The organism is Streptomyces sp. LE64 (genome assembly GCF_052606915.1).
The window spans coordinates 3,565,924-3,588,111 of the sequence record NZ_CP199708.1 but is presented as its reverse complement, the minus strand read 5'-3'; the positions used below and the strand labels follow the sequence as shown (position 1 = coordinate 3,588,111).

Below are 22,188 nucleotides of genomic sequence, written 5' to 3'. Positions count from 1 at the left end.
GGCGGACGCGGGTGGGTCTGTGGACGAGTGTGCCGCCCGCGGGGGCGGGCGGCACGTCGCGTCGGAGGGATCAGCGGGGTCCGAGGGTCCAGCGCGGGCCCTGGGCGCCGTCCTCGATGACGAGTCCGGACTGGTTGAGCTGGTCGCGGATGGCGTCCGCGGTGGCCCAGTCCTTGCGGGCCCGGGCGGACTCGCGCTGTTGCAGCACCAGGCGGACCAGGGTGTCGACGACGCCGTGCAGGTCCTCGCCGCGGTCGTTCTCGCCGGACCAGTGCGGGTCGAGGGGGTCGAGCCCGAGGACGCCGAGCATGGCGCGCACCTCGGCGAGGCGGGCGACGGCGGCTTCCTTGTCGTCGGCGGCCAGCGCGCTGTTGCCCTGGCGGACGGTGGTGTGGACGATGGCGAGGGCCTGCGGCACGCCCAGGTCGTCGTCCATCGCCTCGGCGAACGCGGGCGGCACCTCGACGGCCGGCTCGACGGGGCCGCCGGCCTTCTCCACCACCCGCTGGACGAAGCCCTCGATACGGGCGAACGCCGACTCGGCCTCGCGCAGCGCCTCGGGGCTGTACTCGATGGTGGAGCGGTAGTGCGGGGTGCCGAGGTAGTAGCGGAGCACGATGGGCCGCCACTGCTTGACCATCTCGCTGACCAGGACGGAGTTGCCGAGGGACTTCGACATCTTCTCGCCGCTCATGGTGACCCACGAGTTGTGGACCCAGTAGCGGGCGAACTCGTCGCCGTACGCCTTGGCCTGGGCGATCTCGTTCTCGTGGTGCGGGAAGATCAGGTCGATGCCGCCGCCGTGGATGTCGAAGGCGCTGCCCAGGTACTTGTGGGCCATCGCCGAGCACTCCAGGTGCCAGCCGGGTCGGCCGCGGCCCCAGGGGGTCTCCCAGTCGGGTTCGCCGGGCTTGGCGGCCTTCCACATCGCGAAGTCGCGGGGGTCCCGCTTGCCGGAGGCGCCCTCGTCGGGCTGGCGCAGCTCGTCGAGGTCCTGGTTGGAGAGCGCCAGGTACTCGGGGAAGGAGCGCACGTCGAAGTAGACGTTGCCCCCGGACTCGTAGGCGTGGCCGCGCTCGATCAGGCCCTGCATCATCTCGACCATCTCGGTGACGTGGCCGGTGGCGCGGGGCTCGTAGGTGGGCGGCAGGCAACCGAGCGCCGCGTAGCCGTCGTTGAAGGCGCGCTCGTTCTCGTAGCCGATGGACCACCAGGGGCGGCCCTGCTCGGCGGACTTCTGGATGATCTTGTCGTCGATGTCGGTGACGTTGCGGACGAACGTCACCCGGTAGCCGCGGTGGGCGAACCAGCGGCGCATGATGTCGAAGTTCAGGCCCGAGCGGATGTGCCCGATGTGCGGGGCGGCCTGCACGGTCGCGCCACACAGGTAGATCGAGACACAGCCCGGGGTGAGGGGGGCGAAGTCACGGACCTGCCGGGCGCTGGTGTCGTACAGGCGAATAGTCACCCCCCCAGGGTAGTGGTCGCAGGGCAGTGCCCCGCGACCCCTGGGGCACCCGCGGTGGCTGAAACGCCGTTTTCACGACATTGGAACGGGTTGGGGGAACACGGCTCCCGCACCGCAGCGGGGATCAGATCCGGCCAACGACCTTGCGCGGGGTGATCCGGACGACGACCCGCTGGGCGTCCTCGGCGGCGGCGGGGTTGAACTCGGCGTACGACTTGCCGGTGTACTTGAGGGACAGCTCGTCGATCAGCTCGGGGCCGCCCTCGGTGGTGAGCTGCGCGCTGCCGCGGATCTCGGCGTAGGTGTAGGGGGCGTCGAAGGGCTGGAGCAGCACGGTGACCCGGGGGTCGCGGCGGAGGTTCTTCTCCTTGCGGCGGCCGACGGTGGTCGAGACCAACAGGTCGTCGCCGTCGCGCTTGACCCACACCGGTGAGACCTGGGGGCTGCCGTCGGGCTGGACGGTCGCGACGGAGACGAAGACGGGGGTGTCGAGCAGGCTCTTGAGGTCGTCGGAGAGCTGGGCGGACATGGGTTTCCCTTCGGGTCGTCCGGCCGGCCGGCGGGGGGCTGTCGCCGGGGCGTTCGAGCCCTAGCGCTACCCCGTGGAGCCCGGTTTCGAACCGGGTCCGCCCGTTCGCCGGGAACCTTCCGGTCCCCGTCCCGCGGTGGGCGACGGGGACCGGTCGCCGGTCAGGGGTGCGGGTAGACCAGAGCGGTGGCGATCGCGGCGAGGCCCTCCGCCCGGCCGGTCAGGCCCAGGCCGTCGGTGGTGGTGCCGGAGAGGGAGACCGGTGCGCCCACGGCTTCGGAGAGGGTCCGTTCGGCCTCGGCCCTGCGCTTGCCGACCTTCGGCCGCACCCCGATCACCTGCACCGAGACGTTCCCGATCGCGAAACCGGCGGCGCGGACGATCCGGGCCGCCTCGGCCAGCAGGGTCACTCCGGAGGCCCCGGCCCATTCGGGTCGGGAGGTGCCGAAGTGGGCGCCGAGGTCACCCACCCCGGCGGCGGAGAACAGGGCGTCACAGGCGGCGTGGGCGGCGACGTCCCCGTCCGAGTGGCCGGCGAGTCCGTACCCGCCGCTCTCCGCCTCGTCCCAGCGCAGCCCGCCGCACCACAGTTCGCGACCGGCTTCGAAGGCGTGCACGTCGGTGCCGACCCCCACCCGGGGGACGATCGGCTCAGTAGCCATCGGTGGCCCTCCTGCGGGCGAGCACCGCTTCGGCGAGCACCAGGTCCAGCGGCCGGGTCACCTTGAACGCCTCCTCGTGGCCGGGGACGAGCACCACCGGCCGGCCGGTGCGTTCCACCATCCCGGCGCAGTCGGTGGCGCCCTCACCGTCGACGGGGACGGTGGCGTGCGCGTGGACGAGGGTGGCGCGGTCGAAGCCCTGCGGGGTCTGCACCGCGCGCAGCCGCGCCCGGGCGGGGGTGGCGACCACGGGTTCGGGGGCGTCGGGGCGGGCCGGGTCGCGCGGCTCGACCTCCTTGACGGTGTCGGCGAGCGGCAGCGCCGGCACCACGGCGGGGGCGCCGGCGTGCACCGCGGCGACCACGGCGTCCACCGTGTCGACGGGCACCAGCGGGCGGGCCGCGTCGTGGACGAGGACGGTGTCGACGTGCGGCGGCAGGGCGTCGAGGCCGAGGCGGACCGACTCCTGCCGGGTGTCGCCGCCGGGCACCACCAGGAAGTCGGTGCGCTCGGGGAGGGCGTGGGTGTCGAGCAGGGCCCGGACCTCGGCGGTGCCCTCGGGCGGGGCGACGACGACGACCAGGGCCACGGCGCGGGAGGCGGCCATGGCGCGGACGGCGTGGACGAGCAGGGGGATGCCGCCGAGGGGGCGGAGGGCCTTGGGGGCGCCGGGGCCGAGGCGGACCCCGCGGCCGGCCGCGGGGATCACGGCCGCGGCCGTGGCTGCTGGTGGCGCTGGGCGCGAATCGTCAGTCATCGCTTCCGTTCAGGTTTGTGTGCTCGGGCGACATGGGTATGGCCTGGGGGTACCCCCGGCCGGCGGTCGGGGGGTGTGCCGGGCGCGACGCCTCGACCGAACCCTTCCGTGACATTTGGTCGAGCCGCTGCCCGGGCCCGGCGCACGAGGGGCGGTACCAGCGGGGCACGGGGGCGGTCTTCCGGGCGTTCCACCAGTCCAGCGGGTGCGCGCGTACGTGCCGCGTCCGCATGCGCGGCACGCCCGCACCCCTCTCCGCGCGGTCGGCGGAAGCCGGGAAACGGGCCGCGGACATGCCGCAGCGCCCGGCGACCTGGTGGGGTCATCGGGCGCCACGGCGTTTCCCCGCGTCAGGGCCGTTCGCGTCGGGTTCGAGCGCGCCCGGTACCGCGGCGCGGGGTGGGCGTCGGTCGCTTCAGGACGCGAGTACTTCGTCGAGCAGCGCTTCGGCCTTGTCCTCGTTGGTGTTCTCCGCCAGGGCCAGCTCGCTGACCAGGATCTGACGGGCCTTGGCGAGCATGCGCTTCTCGCCGGCGGAGAGCCCGCGCTCGCGCTCGCGGCGCCACAGGTCGCGCACGACCTCGGCGACCTTGATGACATCGCCGGAGGCGAGCTTCTCCAGGTTTGCCTTGTAGCGACGGGACCAGTTCGTGGGCTCCTCGGCGTACGGCGCGCGCAGCACCTCGAAGACCCGGTCCAGCCCGTCCTGACCGACCACATCACGCACGCCGACGAACTCCGCATTGTCCGCCGGTACGCGCACCGTCAGGTCACCCTGGGCGACCTTCAGCACCAAGTAGGTCTTGTCCACGCCTTTGATCTGGCGAGTTTCGATGGCCTCGATCAGCGCGGCCCCGTGATGGGGATAGACCACGGTGTCGCCAACCTTGAACGTCATGTGACAGGTACCCCTTCCGTGACTATCAAGGGTAACACGGATACGGCGTCCACTGAATGGCGTTTCCGCAGGTCAGAGCATATCTCGGGGCTTGACAACAACAACGGGAACGTGCTGCGGACGGGATCGCGCGACCGCCGACCGGCGGGTATTCGCAGGTCGGAGCGGCTGCACGGAGGGGGTGAAACGTGCACGTTACGAACCCGAACGGCGGAACGCAAGGAGACGAACGTCCCGGTTTGCCGGATTCGGATGGCGTGACTTCCCCCGGCTCCCGATGACTTTCCCGCACTTCCCGGTGGTCCCGCTACTCCGTTCGGCGGCCGGAGCCGCGTTCTGGAATTGATCACCCCGAGCCCGTTGATCAATTCCGCCGTAGCGTGTTCCCCGACGTTCCCCGATAGGTGCGGGTTAGCGGTGCGGGATTGATCGGAAAACCCGTGCGGACCGGGGAACTCCTTCCCCGGATAGCCGCCCCCCGACGCGCGTCCCGCGGGAAAGGTCGACGAGAGGAGAATTCCCGGCCCGCCGGCGGGCGCCCCCGCGCCCCTGACCTCCGGTCCCCCCGGCCCCGAGCCCCTAGGGGCGGGTCGGGTGCGGTCACCGGAGAGCGGGTCGATAACCTAAGGCCGCTGACGCATCCTTAGGGCGGCTTTATGGCCGCCCTGCTCGCCGTCCGAGGCCCTCCCGGTCCCGGAGGGCGGGTCCGGTGCCCGTCGGCACCGGCACCACCCGCAGGACCAGCAGGACCCGCACCACCAGCAGGACCCTCCGTACCGCCCACGTTCTAGGAGTTGCCGCCGCCGTGAGCAGCAGCCTTCGACGCGGCGCCCTCGCCGCCACCGCCATCGCGTTCTCGATCGCCACGCTCGCCGCCTGCGGCGCCGGCACGAACGCCCAGACGCTGGGCATCAAGCCGGACAACGCCGCCGTCACCGTCGGCAAGATCCAGGTCCAGAACTCGAACATCATCACCCAGCCGGAGCTGGAGGCGACGGGCCCCGCCGCCATCGCCGTCACCCTCTACAACAACGGCACCGAGGACCAGACCCTCGAATCCGTCGCCCTCGACGGCGCGGGCAAGGCCGAGCTGAAGGCCGCCGGTGGCGGCTCCACCGTGACGGTCCCGGCCGGCGGTCACCTCGTGATCGGCGGCAAGGGCAACGCGTCCGCCACGCTGCCGAGCGGCCGGGAGGCCGTGCAGGACGGCGACTCGCAGACGGTCACCTACACCTTCAGCAAGACGGGTGACGTGAAGGTCGACAGCTTCGTGGTGCCCGCCGCCAGCTACTTCAAGGACTGGGGCCCGACCGAGGCGCCGGCCGCGCCCGCGCCGAAGGCGTCCGAGGCGGCCGGGGACGCCGGCGCCGAGTCCTCCGAGGCTCCCGCCGAGGAGCCGGCCGAGGGCGCCTCCGCGCCCGCCGAGGGCGAGTCCCCGGCCGGCCAGGGCTGACGCCCGCACCGCCCGCACACCGCCGGAGGGCGGGACCCCGGTCCGTCCGGGTCCCGCCCTCCGGCGTCGTCGTGCCCGGGCCCGTCAGGGCTCGAACTTGTAGCCCAGGCCGCGCACCGTCACCAGGTAGCGCGGGGCTCCCGGGTCCGGCTCGATCTTCGCGCGCAGGCGCTTGACGTGGACGTCCAGGGTCTTGGTGTCGCCCACGTAGTCGGCCCCCCACACCCGGTCGATCAGCTGCATCCGGGTCAGCACCCGGCCCGCGTTGCGCAGCAGCATCTCCAGCAGGTCGAACTCCTTGAGCGGCAGGTCGACCTTGGCGCCGGCCACCGTCACCACGTGCCGGTCCACGTCCATGCGGACCGGGCCGGCCTGGAGGGCGACCGGGGTGGCCTCCTCCGGTTCGCCACGGCGGCGCAGCACGGCCCGGATGCGGGCGACCAGCTCCCGCGAGGAGAACGGCTTGGTGACGTAGTCGTCGGCCCCTATCTCCAGACCGACGACCTTGTCGATCTCGCTGTCCTTGGCGGTCACCATGATCACCGGGACGTTGGAGCGGAGGCGCAGCTGTCGGCAGACCTCGGTGCCGGGCAACCCCGGCAGCATCAGGTCCAACAGCACCAGGTCGGCGCCGTTGCGTTCGAACTCGTCCAGGCCGTCGGGTCCGGTGGTCGCGATGGCGACCTCGAAACCCTCCTTGCGGAGCATGTACGACAGGACGTCGGAGAAGGATTCCTCGTCCTCGACGACGAGCACTCGGGTCACGGAAGGACCTCCGGGGAGGGAAGTGGTGCGAACGGGGGGGTTGGGGTCGTACCGGTCGGCCGGTGGTCACCCCCGCCGCCGGCACCGGGGAACCCGGTGCCGGCGGCGGAGCCGGGCGCGAGCAGGGGCCGGCCGCCGGAGGACTTAGCCTCCGGCAGCCGCAGCGTGAACGTGGAGCCCTGCCCCTCGGTGCTCCACACCGTGACCTCCCCGCCGTGCGAGGCGGCCACGTGCTTGACGATGGCCAGACCCAGGCCCGTGCCGCCGGTGGCACGGGAGCGGGCCGGGTCGACCCGGTAGAAGCGCTCGAAGACGCGCTCCTTGTCCCGGTCGGGGATGCCGATGCCCTGGTCGGTGACGGAGACCTCGATCAGGTCGCCGCCGGACTGGGCCACCCGGCGGGCGGCGATGCCCACCCGGGTGCGGGCCGCGCTGTAGTTCACGGCGTTCTCGACCAGGTTGCCGAGGGCCGCCGCGAGCTGGCCGCGGTTGCCCCAGATGCGCAGGTCGGCGGTGTCGGCCGCGGCGATGGTGATCTGCTTGGTGGACGCCTGGTGCCGGCAGCGGTCGATCGCCTCGGCCACCAGTTCGTCCACCCGCACCGGTCCGGCGTACTCCAGCGGGTCGTCGTTCTGCACCCGGGAGAGGTCGATCAGCTCCTGCACCAGGTTGGTCAGCCGGGTGGCCTCGACCTGCATGCGACCGGCGAACCGCTCCACGGCCTCCGGGTCGTCGGACGCGTCCATGACCGCCTCGGAGAGCAGCGACAGCGCCCCGGTCGGGGTCTTCAGCTCATGGCTGACGTTGGCCACGAAGTCCCGGCGGACCGCCTCGATGCGTCGGGCCTCGGTGAGGTCCTCCACCAGCAGCAGCACCAGCCGGGAGCCGAGGGGGGCGACCCGGGCGGAGACGGCCAGCGCCTCTCCGCCGCGGCCCGCGCCGCGCTGGGGGAGGTCCAGTTCCGCCTGCCGTATCTCGCCGTCCCGCCGGGTGTCCCGGGCCATCTGGAGCATCGGGTCGATGGCGAGCTTCCCGCCCCGCACCAGTCCGAGGGCGTACGCGGCCGAGCTGGCCTTCACGACGCTGTCGGACTCGTCCAGCACCACCGCCGAGGAGCGCAGCACCGAGAGGACGGTGTCCACTCCGGGCGGCAGCACGGGCTCGGTGTGCAGGGAGGAGCGGGGAGGGTGCTTCAGGTCGCGTTCGCTCCAGCGGAACGCCAGCATGGCGATGACGCCGGTGAGCAACCCGGCGATCGCTGCTGCTGCGGCGACCGCCGCGTTCACGTCCATGCCTCCAGGTTAGGCACCTCCGGGGACACCGCCCCAGGGGTGGCGGTGTCTGCTGCGACACTCGTCGCCCAGAGTTCACCGAGGGGAAAGGGCCGATTCACTCCGGGTGCCGGAATAGGACGCGTACGTGCCAGAACGTGGGAGCGTGGGTACACGAGCGCCGAGTGCCCAGTCTCTCAGGCAGAAAGAAGGACGGCCCAGGATGCGTGATGCGTACCACGAAGAACTGGACTCGATCGGCGACGACCTGGTCGAGATGGCCCGACTCGTCGGTTCGGCGATAGGACGCGCCACCACGGCGATCCTGGACGCGGACCTGAAGTTGGCGGAGTCGGTGATAGCCGGCGACCAGAAGGTCGACGACCTCCAGCACGACCTGGAGGCCCGGGCGATCGCCCTGCTCGCCCGGCAGCAGCCGGTGGCGACCGACCTACGGATCGTGGTCACCTCGCTGCGGATGAGCGCGGACCTGGAGCGCTCCGGCGACCTGGCGCAGCACGTCGCCAAGCTGGCGCGGCTGCGGTTCCCCGAGCGCGCCGTGCCGCAGGACCTGGCCGCCACCATCCTGGAGATGGGCCAGCTCGCGCAGCGGCTGATGGCGAAGTCCGCCGAGGTCATCATCACCAAGGACGTCGACCTGGCGATGCAGCTGGAGCAGGACGACGACGCGATGGACCTGCTGCACCGGACGCTGTTCCAGCACCTGATCGACGAGCGCTGGAAGCACGGCATCGAGACCGCGGTGGACGTGACGCTGCTCGGTCGCTACTACGAGCGGTTCGCCGACCACGCGGTGTCCGTCGCCAAGCGGGTCGTGTACCTGGTCACCGGGGAGTACGCGGACGAGCTGACGCCGGGCCCGGCCGGCGTGGACGGCGGGATCTGACCGCTCCGGAGCGTGGCCGTGCCCCGTACGGCGTCGTCGCGTACGGGGCACGGGGCACGGACGGTCCGTTACGGCGCGGCGGGCTCAGCCGCAACCGCCGCCGCACTGGCAACCGCTGCCGGACTGGCAGCCGCAGGAGCACCCCGGCCCGCAGCCGCAGGCGCCCAGCAGGGCGAGGCGGGGCAGTGCTGGGCGCGGAGCGGCCAGGCTCGGGGGCTCGTCGACGGTGTCGGTGACTCGGGACTCGGCCACGGGGTTCCCTCCTTGGGGGCGCGTTGGCACGGTGTCTGTTCCCCACCGAGGGAAGCGCGCGCGGTGCGGCGCATCAACGGCGCATCAGCGGCGCACCCGTGCGTCCTCGCCGGGCCGCGCGCCGGCGCGGCGGGCGGTGTGCGGGGCCGCGGGCGCGGGAGACGGCGGGGGTCGCGGGCCGCGCGACCCAATTCCGGCGGGTCGCGCGGGGCCCCGCCCCGCCCCCGGCGTCCGCGCCGGCCGGTTCGACGGCGACTCAGCCGTGACCGGTGGAGCAGGAGTTGACCGGACCGGCGTTCCGGGGTCATCGCTCGCCCCGTGCGGGCCGGGGCCATAGACTTCGGGCGGCCGTGGGGGGGATCACGGGGACGTCGCGGGGAGCTGACGTCCCGCGGAACGTGCCGCCCTCCGTCGGCGTTCGTCCGAACGCACCCGTGGGGGGTACACCGCATGACTCACGCCCGCAGCCTCTACCGCAGACCCGGCGCCGTCCGGGCCGCGGCGACGGCCGCGCTCTCGCTCGCCCTGGTGGCCGGCGGCTCCGCGCTGCCCGCCGCCGCGGCCACGCCCACCCCGGACCGCGGCGGGCTGCCGCCGGCCCCGGGCAGCGCCGCCGCGGCGCCCCGCGCCGACGGTGCCGAGCTGCGCGAACGGCTCGACGACGCGGTCCGCGCCACCGACTCGCGCGGCTCGCGCCCCGTGGGCGCGCCGGCGAAGGCCGGTGCCGCCGGCTCCGCCGGGGAGGCCGCCCGCAACGGGACCGACGCGCGCATCCGGCCGTTCATCGTGGGCGGGTCCGCGACCACGATCGGCAGCGCCCCGTGGATGGTCCAGCTCTGGTACTACGACGAGAACGCCGGCAAGGGCTCGTTCTGCGGGGGCTCGCTGGTCGCCCCCAACAAGGTGCTCACCGCCGCGCACTGCGTCCAGGGGCTCGACTGGCGCCGCTGGGGCCTCGCCCAGGCCGGCGCCACCAACCTCGGCGACCAGGCCGCGGGGACCATCGCCCGGGTGCACCGGGTGTGGAAGCACCCCAAGTACGACCACTCCAAGCTGCGCAACGACGTCGCGGTGCTCACCCTCGACCGCACCTTCAAGCAGAAGCCGCTGCCCCTCGCCCAGACCGGCGACAGCGCGCTGTACGCGCGGGGCACCGTCGGCACCGCCTACGGCTGGGGCCTGACCTCGGGCCGCACCAACGCGCAACTCGCGCCGAAGCTGCGCAAGGTCAGCCTGCCCATGGTCGCGGACGGCACCTGCGACAGCGCGATGCGCCGCGTCATCGGCCGGGACTACTTCGTCGCCGGCGAGATGCTCTGCGCGGGCAAGCCGGCCACCGGCCGCGACACGGGCACCAACAGCCCCTGCCACGGCGACTCGGGCGGCCCGCTGGTCGTCCGGGGCAAGATCGTGGGCATCGTCTCCTGGGGCGTCGAGCGCTGCATCGCCAAGGGCGCGTACCCGGTGTTCACCAAGGTCCGCACCTACGTGGCCGACGCCACGGCCCGCATCGACGACAGCGACCTGTCCTACGACGGCCGCGCCGACCTGCTGGTGCGCACCCCGGGCGGCACGCTGTACTCGCAGACCAGCCGCGGGCGGTCACTGGCCGGCCGCACGGGTGCCCAGACCGGTTGGGGCGTCGCCAGCTGGGGCCTCCAGGCCGACCTGGACCGCGAGGGCACCACGGACATCCTGATCCGCAACAAGCAGGACGGGAAGCTGTACCGCGACTACCAGAAGCTCTCGGGCAACCGGTGGGTCTGGGCGCGGTCCGCGATCACCTCGGTGGGCGGCGGCTCGAAGTCGTACGCGGTGCCCGGTGACCTCACCGGCGACGGTTGGCCGGACCTGGCGGCCCTGGACTCGGCGGGCAGCGTCTACCTGTACCCGGGCAAGGGCAACGGCCAGTTCGGCACCAAGAAGAAGGTCGTCAACCAGGCGTGGAAGGGCGGCAAGCTCTTCGGCCGGGGCGACTTCACCAAGGACGGCAAGACGGACCTGCTGGTCCGGGACCGCGCGAACACCGTGTGGCTGTACCGGGGCACCGGCAAGGCGTCGGCGCCGTTCGCGGCCAAGGTCAAGGTCCGCAGCAACTGGTCGTTCACCGCACTGGTCGGCAACGGCGACATGACCGGCGACGGCATCGCGGACGTCCTCGCCCGCGACTCCGGCGGCAAGCTGTGGCTGTACCCCGGCACCGGCAAGGCGTCCTCGTCGATCTTCGGTACGCGCACCTCGCTGGGCAGCGGCTTCAACCAGTACGACCTGCTGTTCTGAGCCCTCCGCCCCGGCCGCGGGGCCCGGTGCCGCACGCGGTACCGGTCCCGCGGCCGGGGCGCGCTGCGGTTCCGGAGCGCCCTCGCCACGGAGCCCGTCGCCGGTCCTCGTCGGGGGTCGCACGGGGGCGCGCCGATGCGGTTCCGGGCCGGCGGCGCCGGCCCGGAGCCCCTCCCGGCCCACCGGACGCCCCCGCCCCGGGGCCGCGTAAGGGCGGCGCGCACCGCGTCCGGTGCGCGCGGTGCGTGCGCCCCCGGGTCGACGGGAAATCCGGTGGCCCCACGGGGACGGCGGCCCTACCGTGCTGCGGATGATCCTTCTGGTCGGAGGCCCGCCCCGGGTGGGCAAGAGCACCCTCGCCGCCCTGCTGCTGGAACGGGACGGGCTCCCCCACTGCCCGACGGACGCACTGGTCTCGATGCTCCAGCACGCCGCCCCCGCGCTCGGCGTCCGGCACGGGGAGCACGCCTCGAAGGCCGCCGCGGCCCTGCCGTTCCTGGTGGAGTTCCTGCGCGCGATCGCCGACGGGGTCGACCACGACGACCCGCTCGACGGCTACGTCGTCGAAGGTGACGTCATCACCCTCGACGCGGTTGCCGCGGCCCGCGCGGCGGGCCTCCCGGTGGCCCCGGTGTTCCTCGGCGACACCACGCTCACCGCCGAGCGACTGCGCCTGGACCCGCAGTGGCTGGAGGGCGCCCCGGACGCCGTGTACCGGGACACCGCCGCCTGGGTGCGCGACCGCAGCACGGCCCTGCGGGACGCCTGCCTGGCGGCCGGCGCCCCCTTCGTCGACCTGGGCGACGGCGCCGGGTTCGGGGCCGGGCTCGAACGGGCCCGTGCGCTGCTGCTCCCCGGTCGCTGACCGCTCGGTCGTCCCGGGTCACCCGAGCGGTGCCGCACGCCGTGCCGCCGGCGCCCGGCGCTGCTGTACTGGCCGGGACCAACGGACAGCGGGCCGCACCGGCCCCGGCCAGGGAGCGGGACGACGTGACCACAGCGATCATCGGCACCGGGGCGATCGGCTCGCGGCTGGCCGCCGACCTCACGACGGGCGGCGAGTCGGTGCTCCTCGCCTCCCGCGACCTCGAACGCACCCGGGAACTGGCCGACCGGCTCGGCGACCGGGCCACCGCCACCACCGTCGACCAGGCGGTGGACATGGCCGACGTGCTGATCCTCGCCGTCTGGTTCGACACCATCAAGGAACTGATCGCCCGGTACGGGGACCGGCTCTCCGGCAAGGTGGTGGTGGACCCGTCGAACCCGATCGCCGTCGACGAGCGGGGCACCTTCACCAAGACCCTCCCCGAGGACCAGTCGGCCGGGGTGGTCATCGCCGGTCTGCTACCGGCCGGGGCCCGCCCGGTCAAGGCGTTCGGCACGCTGCTGGCCGCCTCGCTGGAGCACGAGGCGCGCCGCGAGCCGGAGCGGGCGGTGGGCTTCTACGCGGCCGACGACCCGGCCGCCGGGGAGGAGGCCGCCCGACTGATCCGGGCGGCCGGCTTCGACCCGGTGCCGGTGGGCGGCCTCGACCAGTCCCTCCGCATCGAGGTCTTCGGCGACCTGCACGAGGGGACCCTCGGCCGGGTGCCCTCCGCGGACGAGGCCCGCGCCCTGCTCTGACACCGCCCCGCGGGCAACTCGCCCGCCCCTCGGTCCTCCCGTCGGCGTCGGCCGCCGGCTCCGCCCCGGCGCGGGTCACTCCCGGGCCTGCGCGGCGGCCGGGGCCTCCGGGGCGGTCGGCGGCGTCGAGGAGGTGATGGGTGCCGGCTCGACCTCCTTCGTCGTCCCCTCCACCGGCGGCAGTCCGCGCATCAGCGCCCAGTAACCGAGCGCGGCGGCGGCGCCGAGCGCGGCGCAGCTCACCCAGAGCCAGACCGCGCCCAGACGGTCGATCACGAAGCCGGCCACCAGCGGGGCGCCGAGGCTGGCGACCGCCCAGGACATCGTGTACATGCCCTGGTAGCGCCCCCGGCCGTGGACCGGCGAGAGGCGGACCACCAGGCTGGTCTGGGTGGGGGCGTTCACGATCTCGCCGAGGGTCCACACCGCGATCGTCAGCATCAGCACCAGGACCGAGTCGGCGAAGGCGGTGAGGCCGAAGCCGATGCCCAGCACCAGGGAGGAGGCGATCAGCAGCGAGCGCGGGTCCCGGTGCTGGATGAACCGGGTCACGGGGATCTGGAGGACGACGATCAGCACGCCGTTCACCGACATGGCCAGGCCGAACTCGGCGGGGCTCAGCCCGACGTCGCCCATCGCGATCGGCAGGCCCACCGAACTCTGCATGAAGACCAGCGAGACCAGGAACGACAGCCCGACCACCCCCATGAACCGGGTGTCGCGCAGCACCGTCCCCAAGCCGACGTCCGGCTCCGCGGACCGCTCCTGCTCGCTGCGCACCGGCCGGGACTCCGGCAGCTTGACGAAGACCACGACGGCACAGGCCAGGGTCATCACCGCCTCGCCCAGGAACCCGGCGAGATAGCTGTACTCGGCGATGAATCCCGCGGCGGCGGCGGAGATCGCGTACCCCAGGTTGATCGCCCAGTAGTTCAGGGAGAAGGCCCGCACCCGGTCCTCGGGCGGGACGATGTCCGCGAGCATCGCCTGAACGGCGGGGCGCGAGGCGTTGGTGGCCGCACCGACCAGGAAGGCGACGGCGGCGATGGCCGCCGGGTGCTGGACCAGGCCGAGCACGGCGACCGACAGCGCGGTGGAGGTCTGGGCGATCAACAGGGTGGGGCGCCGGCCCAGCCGGTCCGCCATCACCCCGGCGCCTAGCGCCGAGACGACGCCGCCCAGCCCGTACAGCGCGGCCACGAGCCCCGCGAAGGAGGCGGAGTAGCCCCGTTCCAGGGTCAGGTACAGGGCCATGAAGGTGGCGACGAAACCGCCGAGCCGGTTGACCAGGGTGCTGGTCCACAGCCACCAGAAGGCCGGCGGCAGCCCCGAGACGGTCTCCCGTAGCGCGCGTCGGACGCCGCCGCCCGCCGCCGCGGTGCGCTTGGTGTCCCTACCCGACATGCGGACCTCCCCCAGGGCACCACGTGCCAGGTATGTAAGTAGTGAATCGTGTGACCGGAAGTTACGCCGCACGGACGGAAGATCACCACTGAATTGACGGGGATCGTCAATCGTCCAGGTCACGGCGGGGCCGCCGCGGGCGCGTCCGGCCGGGGAGCGGACACGTATCAGGGGCCGGACCGGCCGCGCGGCCTGGGCAGGGGTTCGATTACGCTCGGGGCATGGCCGACGCACCGTACAAGCTGATCCTCCTCCGCCACGGCGAGAGCGAGTGGAACGCGAAGAACCTGTTCACCGGCTGGGTGGACGTCAACCTGAACGAGAAGGGCGAGAAGGAGGCGGTCCGCGGCGGTGAGCTGCTGAAGGACGCCGGCCTGCTCCCCGACGTCGTGCACACCTCGCTCCAGAAGCGCGCGATCCGCACCGCCCAGCTGGCGCTGGAGGCGGCCGACCGCCACTGGATCCCGGTGCACCGCAGCTGGCGCCTGAACGAGCGTCACTACGGCGCCCTCCAGGGCAAGGACAAGGCCCAGACCCTCGCCGAGTTCGGCGAGGAGCAGTTCATGCTGTGGCGCCGCTCGTACGACGTCCCGCCGCCCCCGCTGGAGGACGGCACCGAGTTCTCGCAGAGCGACGACCCGCGCTACGCGACGATCCCGCCGGAGGTCCGCCCCCGCACCGAGTGCCTCAAGGACGTCGTCGCCCGGATGCTGCCGTACTGGTACGACGGCATCGTCCCGGACCTGCTGACCGGCCGCACGGTGCTCGTCGCCGCCCACGGCAACAGCCTGCGCGCCCTCGTCAAGCACCTCGACGGCGTCTCGGACGCCGACATCGCGGGCCTCAACATCCCGACCGGCATCCCCCTCTCCTACGAGCTGGACGCCGCGTTCAAGCCCCTCGACCCGGGCGGCACCTACCTCGACCCGGACGCCGCCGCGGCAGCCATCGAGGCGGTCAGGAACCAGGGCAAGAAGAAGTAGCGCACGCACTGCCTGAACGCCCCCGACCTGCGATTTCTTCGCGGGTCGGGGGCTTCTTGACGGATGCCCGACGGGCTGTTCCACCACAGCGGCGAGGAGCCGTACGGCGACCAGCCCGGATTCCGGCAACGCCAGCATCCTGAACCACGTCGCCGAGGGCTGTGCCCCCCGGGTGTTCCAGGGCGCCCGCGGCACGGTCGCCCACCTCGGCCGGTTCGTGGCGGCACGGCACCGGGCGATCCTGGTCCCGAGCGAGCCGCGGAAGGACCTCCGGGCCCTCGCCGCCACCGCGGGCCACGCCTTCGTCTGGCCCGAGGGCAAGGGCTACGGCTGCACCGACCCGGAGTTGCGGGCGGCACTCGTCGAGGGCGCCCGGAGCAGCTGACACCGGTCGCTGCCGGGCCGTGCTCGGTCCCGTGGCGGTGGTAGCGCCGGTCAGTCGTCGGACCGGCGGGCCGCCTCCCACTCCTGGCGCTGCCAGAACAGCGTCAGGAAGAGCACGAGGAGGAGGTCGTCGGGGAGCGTCCGGCTCCCGTCGTGCAGCCGCACCCGAATCGGACGGGTGCCGAGACGGTCGTAGAAGACCTCCAGCGGGCCGATGCCGCGAACCCGGTTCCCGCCTCCGTCGTGCCGGAGTTCATAGGGGCCGATGCGCAGGAGACGGGCGCCGAACCTGCTGCACTCGCAACTCCACTGCCCGACCGTGCGCGGCCGGGTGGACCACTTCCGGTAGGTGATCTCGACGTCGCCCACGGAACGCAGCGTCGTGCCGAACCGCTGGTACGCCAGCGGCCACGGCCCCAGCGCGCGCGGCGTGCTGTCCAGCCATTCCCTCCGGCGGTAGGAGACCGGCACGTCGCCGATGCTGCGTAGCAGTCCCCTCGCGTACGTCAGCTCGATGTCCATGTGGTGCCTCGTCTGCGGACGGCGCCCGGGTCGGGCCCGGGTCCGGGGGCGCGGGGTGTCCCTTCCGTTATGCCACTGCCCGCCCGGCGCCCGCAACCGCGGGGCCGTCTCACTCCTTCCGCATCAGCAGGTGCCCCCGGCGGAACCGCTCCCCCTCCTGCGGTTCCCGCAGCATCCGGCCGACCTCGGTGAACCCGGCCGCGTGCGCGAGGCCGGCGAGTCGGTCGACCGGCCAGCGGTAGGCGGTGACCACCTTGTGGTCGAACGGGGCGACGGGCCCGCCCTCCGACTCGAAGAACCCGAGCAGGAGGTGCCCCCCGGGTGCGGTGATCCGGTGGAACTCCGCAAGGTAGGCGGGCACTTCCCGCGGCGGTAGGTGGATGAGCGAGTACCAGGACACGACGCCCCCCAGTTCACCGTCCGGGAGGTCCAGGGCGTCCATGGAGGCGAGCTCGAACCGCAGTTCCGGGTAGGCGGTCCGGGCCAGTCGCACCATCACCGGCGACAGGTCGACGCCGAAGACGTCCACTCCGAGGTCCCTCAGGTGGGCGGTCAGGTAGCCCGGCCCGCAGCCCAGCTCGGCCACCGGGCCGGCGCCCGGGGCCCGCACCGAGTCCGCGAAGGCGGCGAGCATGGCGCGATCCAGGGGAAGGGCGTCCAGCGAGTCCCTGACGAGTTCCTCGTACAGGACGGCGATGCCGTCGTACGCGTCGGCGGTGGCGGCCAGGTGGTCCGGTGTGGCGGTCATGGGCAGCAGAGCTTAGGGGACGGCGGCGCGGGCGGCGTCGGGTTCGCGCCGTTGCCGGGCGCACCCGGGCGCGGACCCGGCGGACGACGCCGGGCAACCGTTCGGATCCGGGCGACGTCCCCGAAGGAAAGCCGGTGGTGAAGCGTGGGGGAAGCACGGTGTCAGAGCTCCTGGTGGGGGCGGCGCAGTGGATCGGTCGCGGCATCTGGATCGCCCTGGACCTCCTGAATCTGTACAGCGGGGCCAAGGACCTGCGGGACGACGTCCGTCGCCACCGGAGGCGACGACGGGCATGAGGCGTGCGCCTCCGACCGGCTGCCGTCAACTCGCTTGGCGGCGAGGGTTCTTAGGATGAGTCCGGATCCCCTTCCGCACCGCACCGCGCCGCCTTCCTCGCCGCACTGGCCGTCCTGCTCGTCGTCCCGCTGGCGGGCTGCTCCGAGGACGGGTCCGCCGAGGGGGAGAAGTCGAAGGCCCCCGCCGGTCGGTCCGACCCGGGACGGGCGGAGACGACCGCACCACCACCCGTCCCCGCGAAGGGTCTCGGCGACATCCTGGTGGACGGCCGTCCGGTGACCGGTTCGCAGAAGTCGGACGTCCCGGGCCCGGTTCCTTTCCGACGCACGTACACCGACGGGGAGTTGTACGGGTCCGTCACGGGCTACCGGTCGACCGGCTTCGGTGCGGGCGGCCTTGAGGGGGCGATGAAGGCCGACATCGAGGCGGGCCGGGACGTGGCGACGACCATCGACCCCGAGGTCCGGCGCGCGGCCTTCGAGGGGCTGCGGGGGCGGCACGGAGCCGCGATCGCCCTGGACGCCGGGACGGGCGACCTCGTCGCCCTGGTGAGCGCCCCGGGCTTCGACCCCGCGGCCTTCAGCGGCAACTCGCGCGACGACGCGCAGGCATGGCAGCGGGTGAACGACGAGAAGGCCCTGCCCCTCTTCAACCGGGCCCTGCGGGACGTCCGGAACCCCGGTGCCGCCGCCCACCTCGTCGTGGCCACGGCCGCCTTGGAGAAGGGCGTGCTCGACTCGGTGGACTCCCCCGTGCGGGCCCCGGCGGTGTACGTCGTCCCGGACAGCAAGAAGCGGATCGGCGGCGACCCGGACCGGTGCGTGGACACCACGCTGCGGGATGCGTGGCGGCAGGACTGCGCCAATGTCTTCGCCCGCCTCGCGTCCGACCTGGGGCCGGAGGCCCTGGGTTTCGCGGGCGAGGCGTTCGGGTTCGCCTCCAACGGGGGTGACGGGCTCCTGCCGGTACGGGTGGCCGGAGGGGGCGGGTGGTCGACGGGGTCCTCGGACGCCGCCAACGGACTCTCCGGGATCAAGGTCAGCCCGCTGCACCTGGCGCAGATGATGGCCGTGATCGGCAACGGGGGCAACGGGCTCCACCCCCGTCTGATCGCCGGCCGGACGGCGGACCGTCCCGCGGGGCGGGCGATCGACCGGCGGACCGCGGACCAACTGCGGTCGGTGGTGGGGGACTCGGTCGACGCCTGGGTTCCCTCCGCGTCAGCCAGTTGGTCCCTGGTGTCGGCCCGGGCCGGTGGGCGCGACCTGGTGGTCGCCATCCTCCTCGACACCCGGACGAAGGACACCGAGCGGGCCGGGGAGATCGCCCGGCGGATCGCCTCGGCCGGGGAGTAGGACGGCGGGCCGTCGTCTGCGGTGCGTACCTCCTGTCGTTCCGTGGTGCGGCCGGCGCCGGGGCCGCACCACCGGCCGTACGGTCAGCGGCTCGTCTCCGGTGACGGGGTGTCGGGCGCGGCGTCGCGGGTGAGGTGGGTGAAGGCGTCCAGGTTGCGGGTGGACTCGCCGCGGGACACCCGCCAGGCGTACTCGCGGCGGATCGAGGTGGCGAAGCCGAGTTCCAGCAGGGTGTTGAAGGAACCGTCCGCGACTTCGAGGACGGACCCGAGGATCCGGTCGACCTCCTCGGAGCTGACCGCGGCCAGCGGCAACCGCCCGACCAGGTACACGTCCCCCAGGTGGTCGAGGGCGAACGCGACCCCGAACAACCTGAGGTTCCGTTCCAGGATCCAGCGGTGGACCTGCTCGGCGTTCTCGTCGGGGCGGCGCACCACGAAGGCGTGCAGGGACAGCGTGTGCTCGCCGACGACCAGGGACACGGTCGTGAAGAGCTTGCGGGTACCGGGCAGCTTCGCCACGTAGGTGCCCGTCTCCGGGCTCTCCCACTCGACGTCCGCCTCGGTCAGTGCCCGCTCGATGATCGCCGCCGCGTCAGCCATGCGGTGAGCCTACGGGACCGGCTCCCGGCGGAGGCGCCGGGAGCACCTGCGCGCTCCCGCTCAACCGTGGACCTTGGCCGGGCCGCGGCGGTACTCGTGCAGGGCTGCCGTGTACACGTCGGCCGTGGCCGCTGCCGCCGCGCCCCAGCCGAAGGACTCGGCGTGGCGGGCCGCCGCCGCGCCCATCCGGAACGACATGGCCGGGTCCTCGGCGTAGGCACCGAGTACGCGCGCGTAGGCCACCGGGTCGTGACCGGGTATCAGATGGCCGGTGACCCCGTCCTGCACCGCGACCGGCAGCCCCCCGACCCGGGCGGCGAGCACCGGGGTGCCGGCGGCTTGCGCCTCGATCGCCACCAAGCCGAACGACTCGCTGTGCGAGGGCATCACCAGGACCGAGGCGGCCCGGAACCAGTCGGCCAACTCCTCCTGGCGCACCGGCGGCCGGAAGCGCACGACGTCGGCTATGCCCAGGCGGGCGGCCAGCTTCTGGAGGCCCTCCGGTTTCGCCAGCCCGGAGCCGCTGGGGCCGCCGACCACGGGGACGACCAGGCGGCTGCGGAGCCCGGGGCGCTCGGCCAGGAGGACGGCGACGGCGTGGAGCAGCACGTCGGGTGCCTTCAGCGGCTGGATGCGGCCCGCGAAGAGCGGGACCAGGGCGTCCGGCGGCAGTCCGAGGCGGGCGCGGGCGGCGAGCCGTCCGTCGGCCGGGCGGAAGCGTTCCAGGTTGACGCCGGGGTGGACCACGGCGACCTTGTCGGGGTGGGCCTCGTAGTGGCCGACGAGGTCGTCGGCCTCCTCTGCGGTGTTGGCGATGAGCCGGTCGGCGGCGCCCACGATCTGGGTCTCGCCGATGACCCGGGCGGCCGGTTCGGGGGTGTCGCCCTCGGCGAGGGCCGCGTTCTTGACCTTGGCCATGGTGTGCATGGCGTGCACCAGGGGGACGCCCCAGCGCTCGGCGGCGAGCCAGCCGACGTGACCGGAGAGCCAGTAGTGCGAGTGGACCAGGTCGTAGTGGCCGGGGCGGTGCCGCGCCCAGGCCTGCATGGTGCCGTGGGTGAACGCGCACAACTGGGCGGGTAGGTCCTCCTTGGCGAGCCCTTCGTAGGGGCCCGCGTCGACGTGGCGCACCAGGACGCCGGGGGCCAGCTCCACGGTGGGCGGCAGTCCGCCGGTGGTGGCGCGGGTGAACACCTCCACCTCGATGTTCAGCTCGGCGAGTCGCCTGGCCAACTCCACGATGTAGACGTTCATGCCGCCGGCGTCGCCGGTGCCCGGCTGGTGCAGGGGGGAGGTGTGCACGCTGAGCATGGCGATGCGGCGCGGGCGGCGGAGGGTGCCCGGCAGTCTCAGCCGGGAGGGGGAACGGGGAGGGGAAGCGGTGGATCGTCGCCCGAGCCTGCTGACGTAGTGGCTCACGAAGCGGTCCTCCTCGTGGCTGCTTCCGGTCGTCCTGCGGGGGCGGCGCCGCCCGGCTCCCTTGCCGGTGCGGGCCCAAGGGCCCGCGGTCCGTTTTCCCTCCGGCCGCGCGTGACGCCCCGCCCCCAAAAGGGGTGCGAGGTGTACGAGGAACCCCCGGAGGGTCGCGGCCAACCCTCCGCAGCGCTGCAACGCCATACGGTGTCGTTCCCTTCCCATTTTGCACAACTATTACGTTGCGCTCATCAACCATGCAGGTCAGAGGCCGTCACATACGCTCCGTGACGGCCCGTACGGTGATTACACGCGCGGCGCAGCGGGATGGTTACCCTCGTGGGCATGTCGTCTCGCCCCGTGGGGTCGGTGACCCGCGGGACCACCAACCCGAACCGACTGCGCCGCATGGACCGCTGGATCGCCGCCGTCCACGCCCCCGTGCTGCGCCGCGCCGACGACCCCGTGGCCGTGGACCTCGGTTACGGCGCCGCCCCCTGGACCGCGGTGGAGCTGCTCCACCGGCTGCGCACCGTCGCGCCCCGCGCGCGGGTGGTCGGGGTGGAGATCGATCCGGCCCGGGTGGCCGCGGCGGCGCCGTACGCGTGCGAGGGACTCGCGTTCCGGCACGGCGGTTTCGAGGTGCCGTTGCCGGGCCGTCCGGTGTTGATCCGGGCGGCGAACGTGTTGCGCCAGTACGACGAGTCCGAGGTGGCCGCGGTGTGGCGACGGCTGTGCGCCCGGCTCGCCCCGGAGGGCCTGTTGGTGGAGGGCACCTGCGACGAGGTCGGACGCCGGCACGTCTGGGTCGCGCTGGGCCCGGAAGGCCCCCGCACGGTGACCTTCGCAGCCCGGCTCGCCACCCTGGAGCGCCCCTCGGACCTCGCGGAACGGCTGCCGAAGGCGTTGATCCACCGCAATGTGCCGGGTGAGCCCGTGCACGCGTTCCTCCGTGACTTCGACCGGGCGTGGGCGAGCGCCGCGCCCTACGCCTCGTACGGCGCCCGGCAGCGGTGGATGCGGGCGGTCGGGGAGCTGAGGGCGGGAGGCTGGCCGGTGCTGGACCGCCCGGTGCGGTGGCGACAGGGCGAAGTGACCATGGCGTGGGAGGCGTTGGCCCCGGTCGGCTGAGCGGGTGGGACTGCCGGGGCGCCCGTGGCACCGGGTGCGGGAGGGCGGTGCGCCGCGACCCCGCCGCCGGTTCCGTCAGCCGGTGAAGCGGCTCTCACACCTGCGGGTGAACATCCGTGCGACCGGCCTCGAACGGGAACGAACACCGGCGTCCGGTCGTCATTCGGAGCGGACCGGCCGGGACCGCGGACCGGTTGCGAGGGGCGGCGGGCAGCCGGGCGGACGGGCGGCGCTGAGGCGACGGACGGGGCGGCGGAAGGGGAGATGGCGGACGGAGGGGACGGAGGGACGGGGAGGGAAGCGCCGGGCCGGCGGGACGACCAGGTGACGGTCCCGGGGCGGCGAGCGACAGCGCGGGGCACAGGGAGGGGACGAACAGTGCAGGTGGTGCGGCGGACACGGGTGGGGCGACCCGGGCGGTGGACCGGGGCGGCCCGGTGGTGGCGGTCGAGGCGTTCGGCAGCGGCGAGCCGGCGCGACC

The 22,188-nt window shown here is 73.4% G+C and carries 23 protein-coding genes; 10 read left to right on the top strand and 13 right to left on the bottom strand.

Features of this window, described 5'->3' with window-relative positions; genetic code table 11:
- Positions 1-70 precede the first annotated feature (70 nt).
- The 5 genes from cysS to ACSMX9_RS16265 all read right to left on the bottom strand — a co-directional run bounded on the left by cysS (position 71) and on the right by ACSMX9_RS16265 (position 4,314).
- A complete protein-coding gene (gene cysS, locus ACSMX9_RS16285) occupies positions 71-1,468 on the bottom strand; it encodes a cysteine--tRNA ligase (RefSeq protein ID WP_445394837.1) in 1,398 nt (465 codons plus the stop codon).
- Positions 1,469-1,592: 124 nt separating this feature from the next.
- Positions 1,593-1,997, bottom strand: coding sequence for a PPOX class F420-dependent oxidoreductase (locus ACSMX9_RS16280; RefSeq protein WP_445394836.1), 405 nt, complete (start codon positions 1,995-1,997; stop codon positions 1,593-1,595).
- A gap of 161 nt (positions 1,998-2,158) precedes the next feature.
- On the bottom strand, positions 2,159-2,659 hold the full coding sequence (gene ispF, locus ACSMX9_RS16275; protein ID WP_445394835.1) for a 2-C-methyl-D-erythritol 2,4-cyclodiphosphate synthase: 501 nt from the start codon (positions 2,657-2,659) through the stop codon (positions 2,159-2,161).
- Entirely contained in the window at positions 2,649-3,416 is a 768-nt protein-coding gene (ispD, locus tag ACSMX9_RS16270) for a 2-C-methyl-D-erythritol 4-phosphate cytidylyltransferase (protein ID WP_445394834.1), read from the bottom strand. The genes ispF and ispD overlap by 11 nt, the downstream gene beginning before the upstream one ends.
- A 415-nt stretch (positions 3,417-3,831) precedes the next feature.
- Positions 3,832-4,314 carry a CarD family transcriptional regulator gene (locus ACSMX9_RS16265; RefSeq protein WP_003953493.1) on the bottom strand — a complete coding sequence of 161 codons (483 nt, stop codon included), beginning with the start codon at positions 4,312-4,314 and terminating at the stop codon, positions 3,832-3,834.
- Between the two features lie 805 nt (positions 4,315-5,119).
- Here ACSMX9_RS16265 and ACSMX9_RS16260 point away from each other — a divergent pair.
- A complete protein-coding gene (locus tag ACSMX9_RS16260) occupies positions 5,120-5,767 on the top strand; it encodes a DUF461 domain-containing protein (RefSeq protein WP_351243379.1) in 648 nt (215 codons plus the stop codon).
- 84 nt (positions 5,768-5,851) lie between these two features.
- Here ACSMX9_RS16260 and ACSMX9_RS16255 read toward each other — a convergent pair whose 3' ends face one another.
- Together ACSMX9_RS16255 and ACSMX9_RS16250 are read right to left on the bottom strand one after the other, a co-directional pair.
- Positions 5,852-6,532: a response regulator gene (locus ACSMX9_RS16255; protein WP_445394833.1), complete on the bottom strand. Its 681-nt coding sequence runs from the start codon at positions 6,530-6,532 to the stop codon at positions 5,852-5,854.
- A complete protein-coding gene (locus tag ACSMX9_RS16250; protein WP_351243375.1) occupies positions 6,529-7,824 on the bottom strand; it encodes a sensor histidine kinase in 1,296 nt (431 codons plus the stop codon). The genes ACSMX9_RS16255 and ACSMX9_RS16250 overlap by 4 nt, the downstream gene beginning before the upstream one ends.
- A gap of 202 nt (positions 7,825-8,026) precedes the next feature.
- Here ACSMX9_RS16250 and phoU point away from each other — a divergent pair, with 202 nt between their 5' ends.
- Complete coding sequence (phoU, locus tag ACSMX9_RS16245) at positions 8,027-8,710, top strand: phosphate signaling complex protein PhoU (protein ID WP_351243373.1); 684 nt, start codon at positions 8,027-8,029, stop codon at positions 8,708-8,710.
- Between the two features lie 84 nt (positions 8,711-8,794).
- Here phoU and ACSMX9_RS16240 read toward each other — a convergent pair whose 3' ends face one another.
- Positions 8,795-8,962, bottom strand: coding sequence for a hypothetical protein (locus tag ACSMX9_RS16240; protein WP_351243549.1), 168 nt, complete (start codon positions 8,960-8,962; stop codon positions 8,795-8,797).
- 450 nt (positions 8,963-9,412) lie between these two features.
- Here ACSMX9_RS16240 and ACSMX9_RS16235 point away from each other — a divergent pair, with 450 nt between their 5' ends.
- From ACSMX9_RS16235 to ACSMX9_RS16225, 3 genes are all read left to right on the top strand, one after another.
- Positions 9,413-11,242 (top strand): trypsin-like serine protease, encoded by a 1,830-nt coding sequence (locus tag ACSMX9_RS16235; RefSeq protein WP_445394832.1) that lies wholly within the window; start codon positions 9,413-9,415, stop codon positions 11,240-11,242.
- A gap of 310 nt (positions 11,243-11,552) precedes the next feature.
- Entirely contained in the window at positions 11,553-12,107 is a 555-nt protein-coding gene (locus ACSMX9_RS16230; protein ID WP_445394831.1) for a hypothetical protein, read from the top strand.
- A 125-nt stretch (positions 12,108-12,232) separates the two neighbouring features.
- Positions 12,233-12,868: an NADPH-dependent F420 reductase gene (locus ACSMX9_RS16225; protein WP_351243367.1), complete on the top strand. Its 636-nt coding sequence runs from the start codon at positions 12,233-12,235 to the stop codon at positions 12,866-12,868.
- Positions 12,869-12,943: 75 nt separating this feature from the next.
- Here the strand turns inward: ACSMX9_RS16225 and ACSMX9_RS16220 are convergent, their stop codons facing one another.
- On the bottom strand, positions 12,944-14,272 hold the full coding sequence (locus ACSMX9_RS16220; protein WP_445394830.1) for an MDR family MFS transporter: 1,329 nt from the start codon (positions 14,270-14,272) through the stop codon (positions 12,944-12,946).
- A 221-nt stretch (positions 14,273-14,493) separates the two neighbouring features.
- Here ACSMX9_RS16220 and ACSMX9_RS16215 point away from each other — a divergent pair, with 221 nt between their 5' ends.
- Positions 14,494-15,255, top strand: a complete 762-nt coding sequence (locus tag ACSMX9_RS16215; protein ID WP_445394829.1) for a phosphoglyceromutase — start codon at positions 14,494-14,496, stop codon at positions 15,253-15,255.
- 172 nt (positions 15,256-15,427) lie between these two features.
- Positions 15,428-15,640 carry a hypothetical protein gene (locus ACSMX9_RS16210; RefSeq protein WP_445394828.1) on the top strand — a complete coding sequence of 71 codons (213 nt, stop codon included), beginning with the start codon at positions 15,428-15,430 and terminating at the stop codon, positions 15,638-15,640.
- A 50-nt stretch (positions 15,641-15,690) separates the two neighbouring features.
- On the opposite strand, the gene ACSMX9_RS16205 is transcribed toward ACSMX9_RS16210, so the two are convergent.
- A complete protein-coding gene (locus ACSMX9_RS16205) occupies positions 15,691-16,161 on the bottom strand; it encodes a hypothetical protein (RefSeq protein WP_445394827.1) in 471 nt (156 codons plus the stop codon).
- Between the two features lie 109 nt (positions 16,162-16,270).
- The gene (locus tag ACSMX9_RS16200) at positions 16,271-16,909 is read right to left on the bottom strand and encodes a class I SAM-dependent methyltransferase (protein ID WP_445394826.1); all 639 of its coding nucleotides are present in this window, start codon (positions 16,907-16,909) and stop codon (positions 16,271-16,273) included.
- A 158-nt stretch (positions 16,910-17,067) separates the two neighbouring features.
- Here ACSMX9_RS16200 and ACSMX9_RS16195 point away from each other — a divergent pair, with 158 nt between their 5' ends.
- Positions 17,068-17,205 (top strand): hypothetical protein, encoded by a 138-nt coding sequence (locus ACSMX9_RS16195; protein WP_445394825.1) that lies wholly within the window; start codon positions 17,068-17,070, stop codon positions 17,203-17,205.
- A 261-nt stretch (positions 17,206-17,466) separates the two neighbouring features.
- Positions 17,467-18,561: a penicillin-binding transpeptidase domain-containing protein gene (locus ACSMX9_RS16190; protein ID WP_445394824.1), complete on the top strand. Its 1,095-nt coding sequence runs from the start codon at positions 17,467-17,469 to the stop codon at positions 18,559-18,561.
- Positions 18,562-18,644: 83 nt separating this feature from the next.
- Here ACSMX9_RS16190 and ACSMX9_RS16185 read toward each other — a convergent pair whose 3' ends face one another.
- A complete protein-coding gene (locus ACSMX9_RS16185; protein WP_445394823.1) occupies positions 18,645-19,163 on the bottom strand; it encodes a YbjN domain-containing protein in 519 nt (172 codons plus the stop codon).
- 60 nt (positions 19,164-19,223) lie between these two features.
- Positions 19,224-20,582, bottom strand: a complete 1,359-nt coding sequence (mshA, locus tag ACSMX9_RS16180) for a D-inositol-3-phosphate glycosyltransferase (protein WP_445394822.1) — start codon at positions 20,580-20,582, stop codon at positions 19,224-19,226.
- Positions 20,583-20,921: 339 nt separating this feature from the next.
- Here mshA and ACSMX9_RS16175 point away from each other — a divergent pair, with 339 nt between their 5' ends.
- Positions 20,922-21,707, top strand: coding sequence for a class I SAM-dependent methyltransferase (locus tag ACSMX9_RS16175; RefSeq protein ID WP_445394821.1), 786 nt, complete (start codon positions 20,922-20,924; stop codon positions 21,705-21,707).
- The last annotated feature ends 481 nt before the right edge of the window (positions 21,708-22,188 follow it).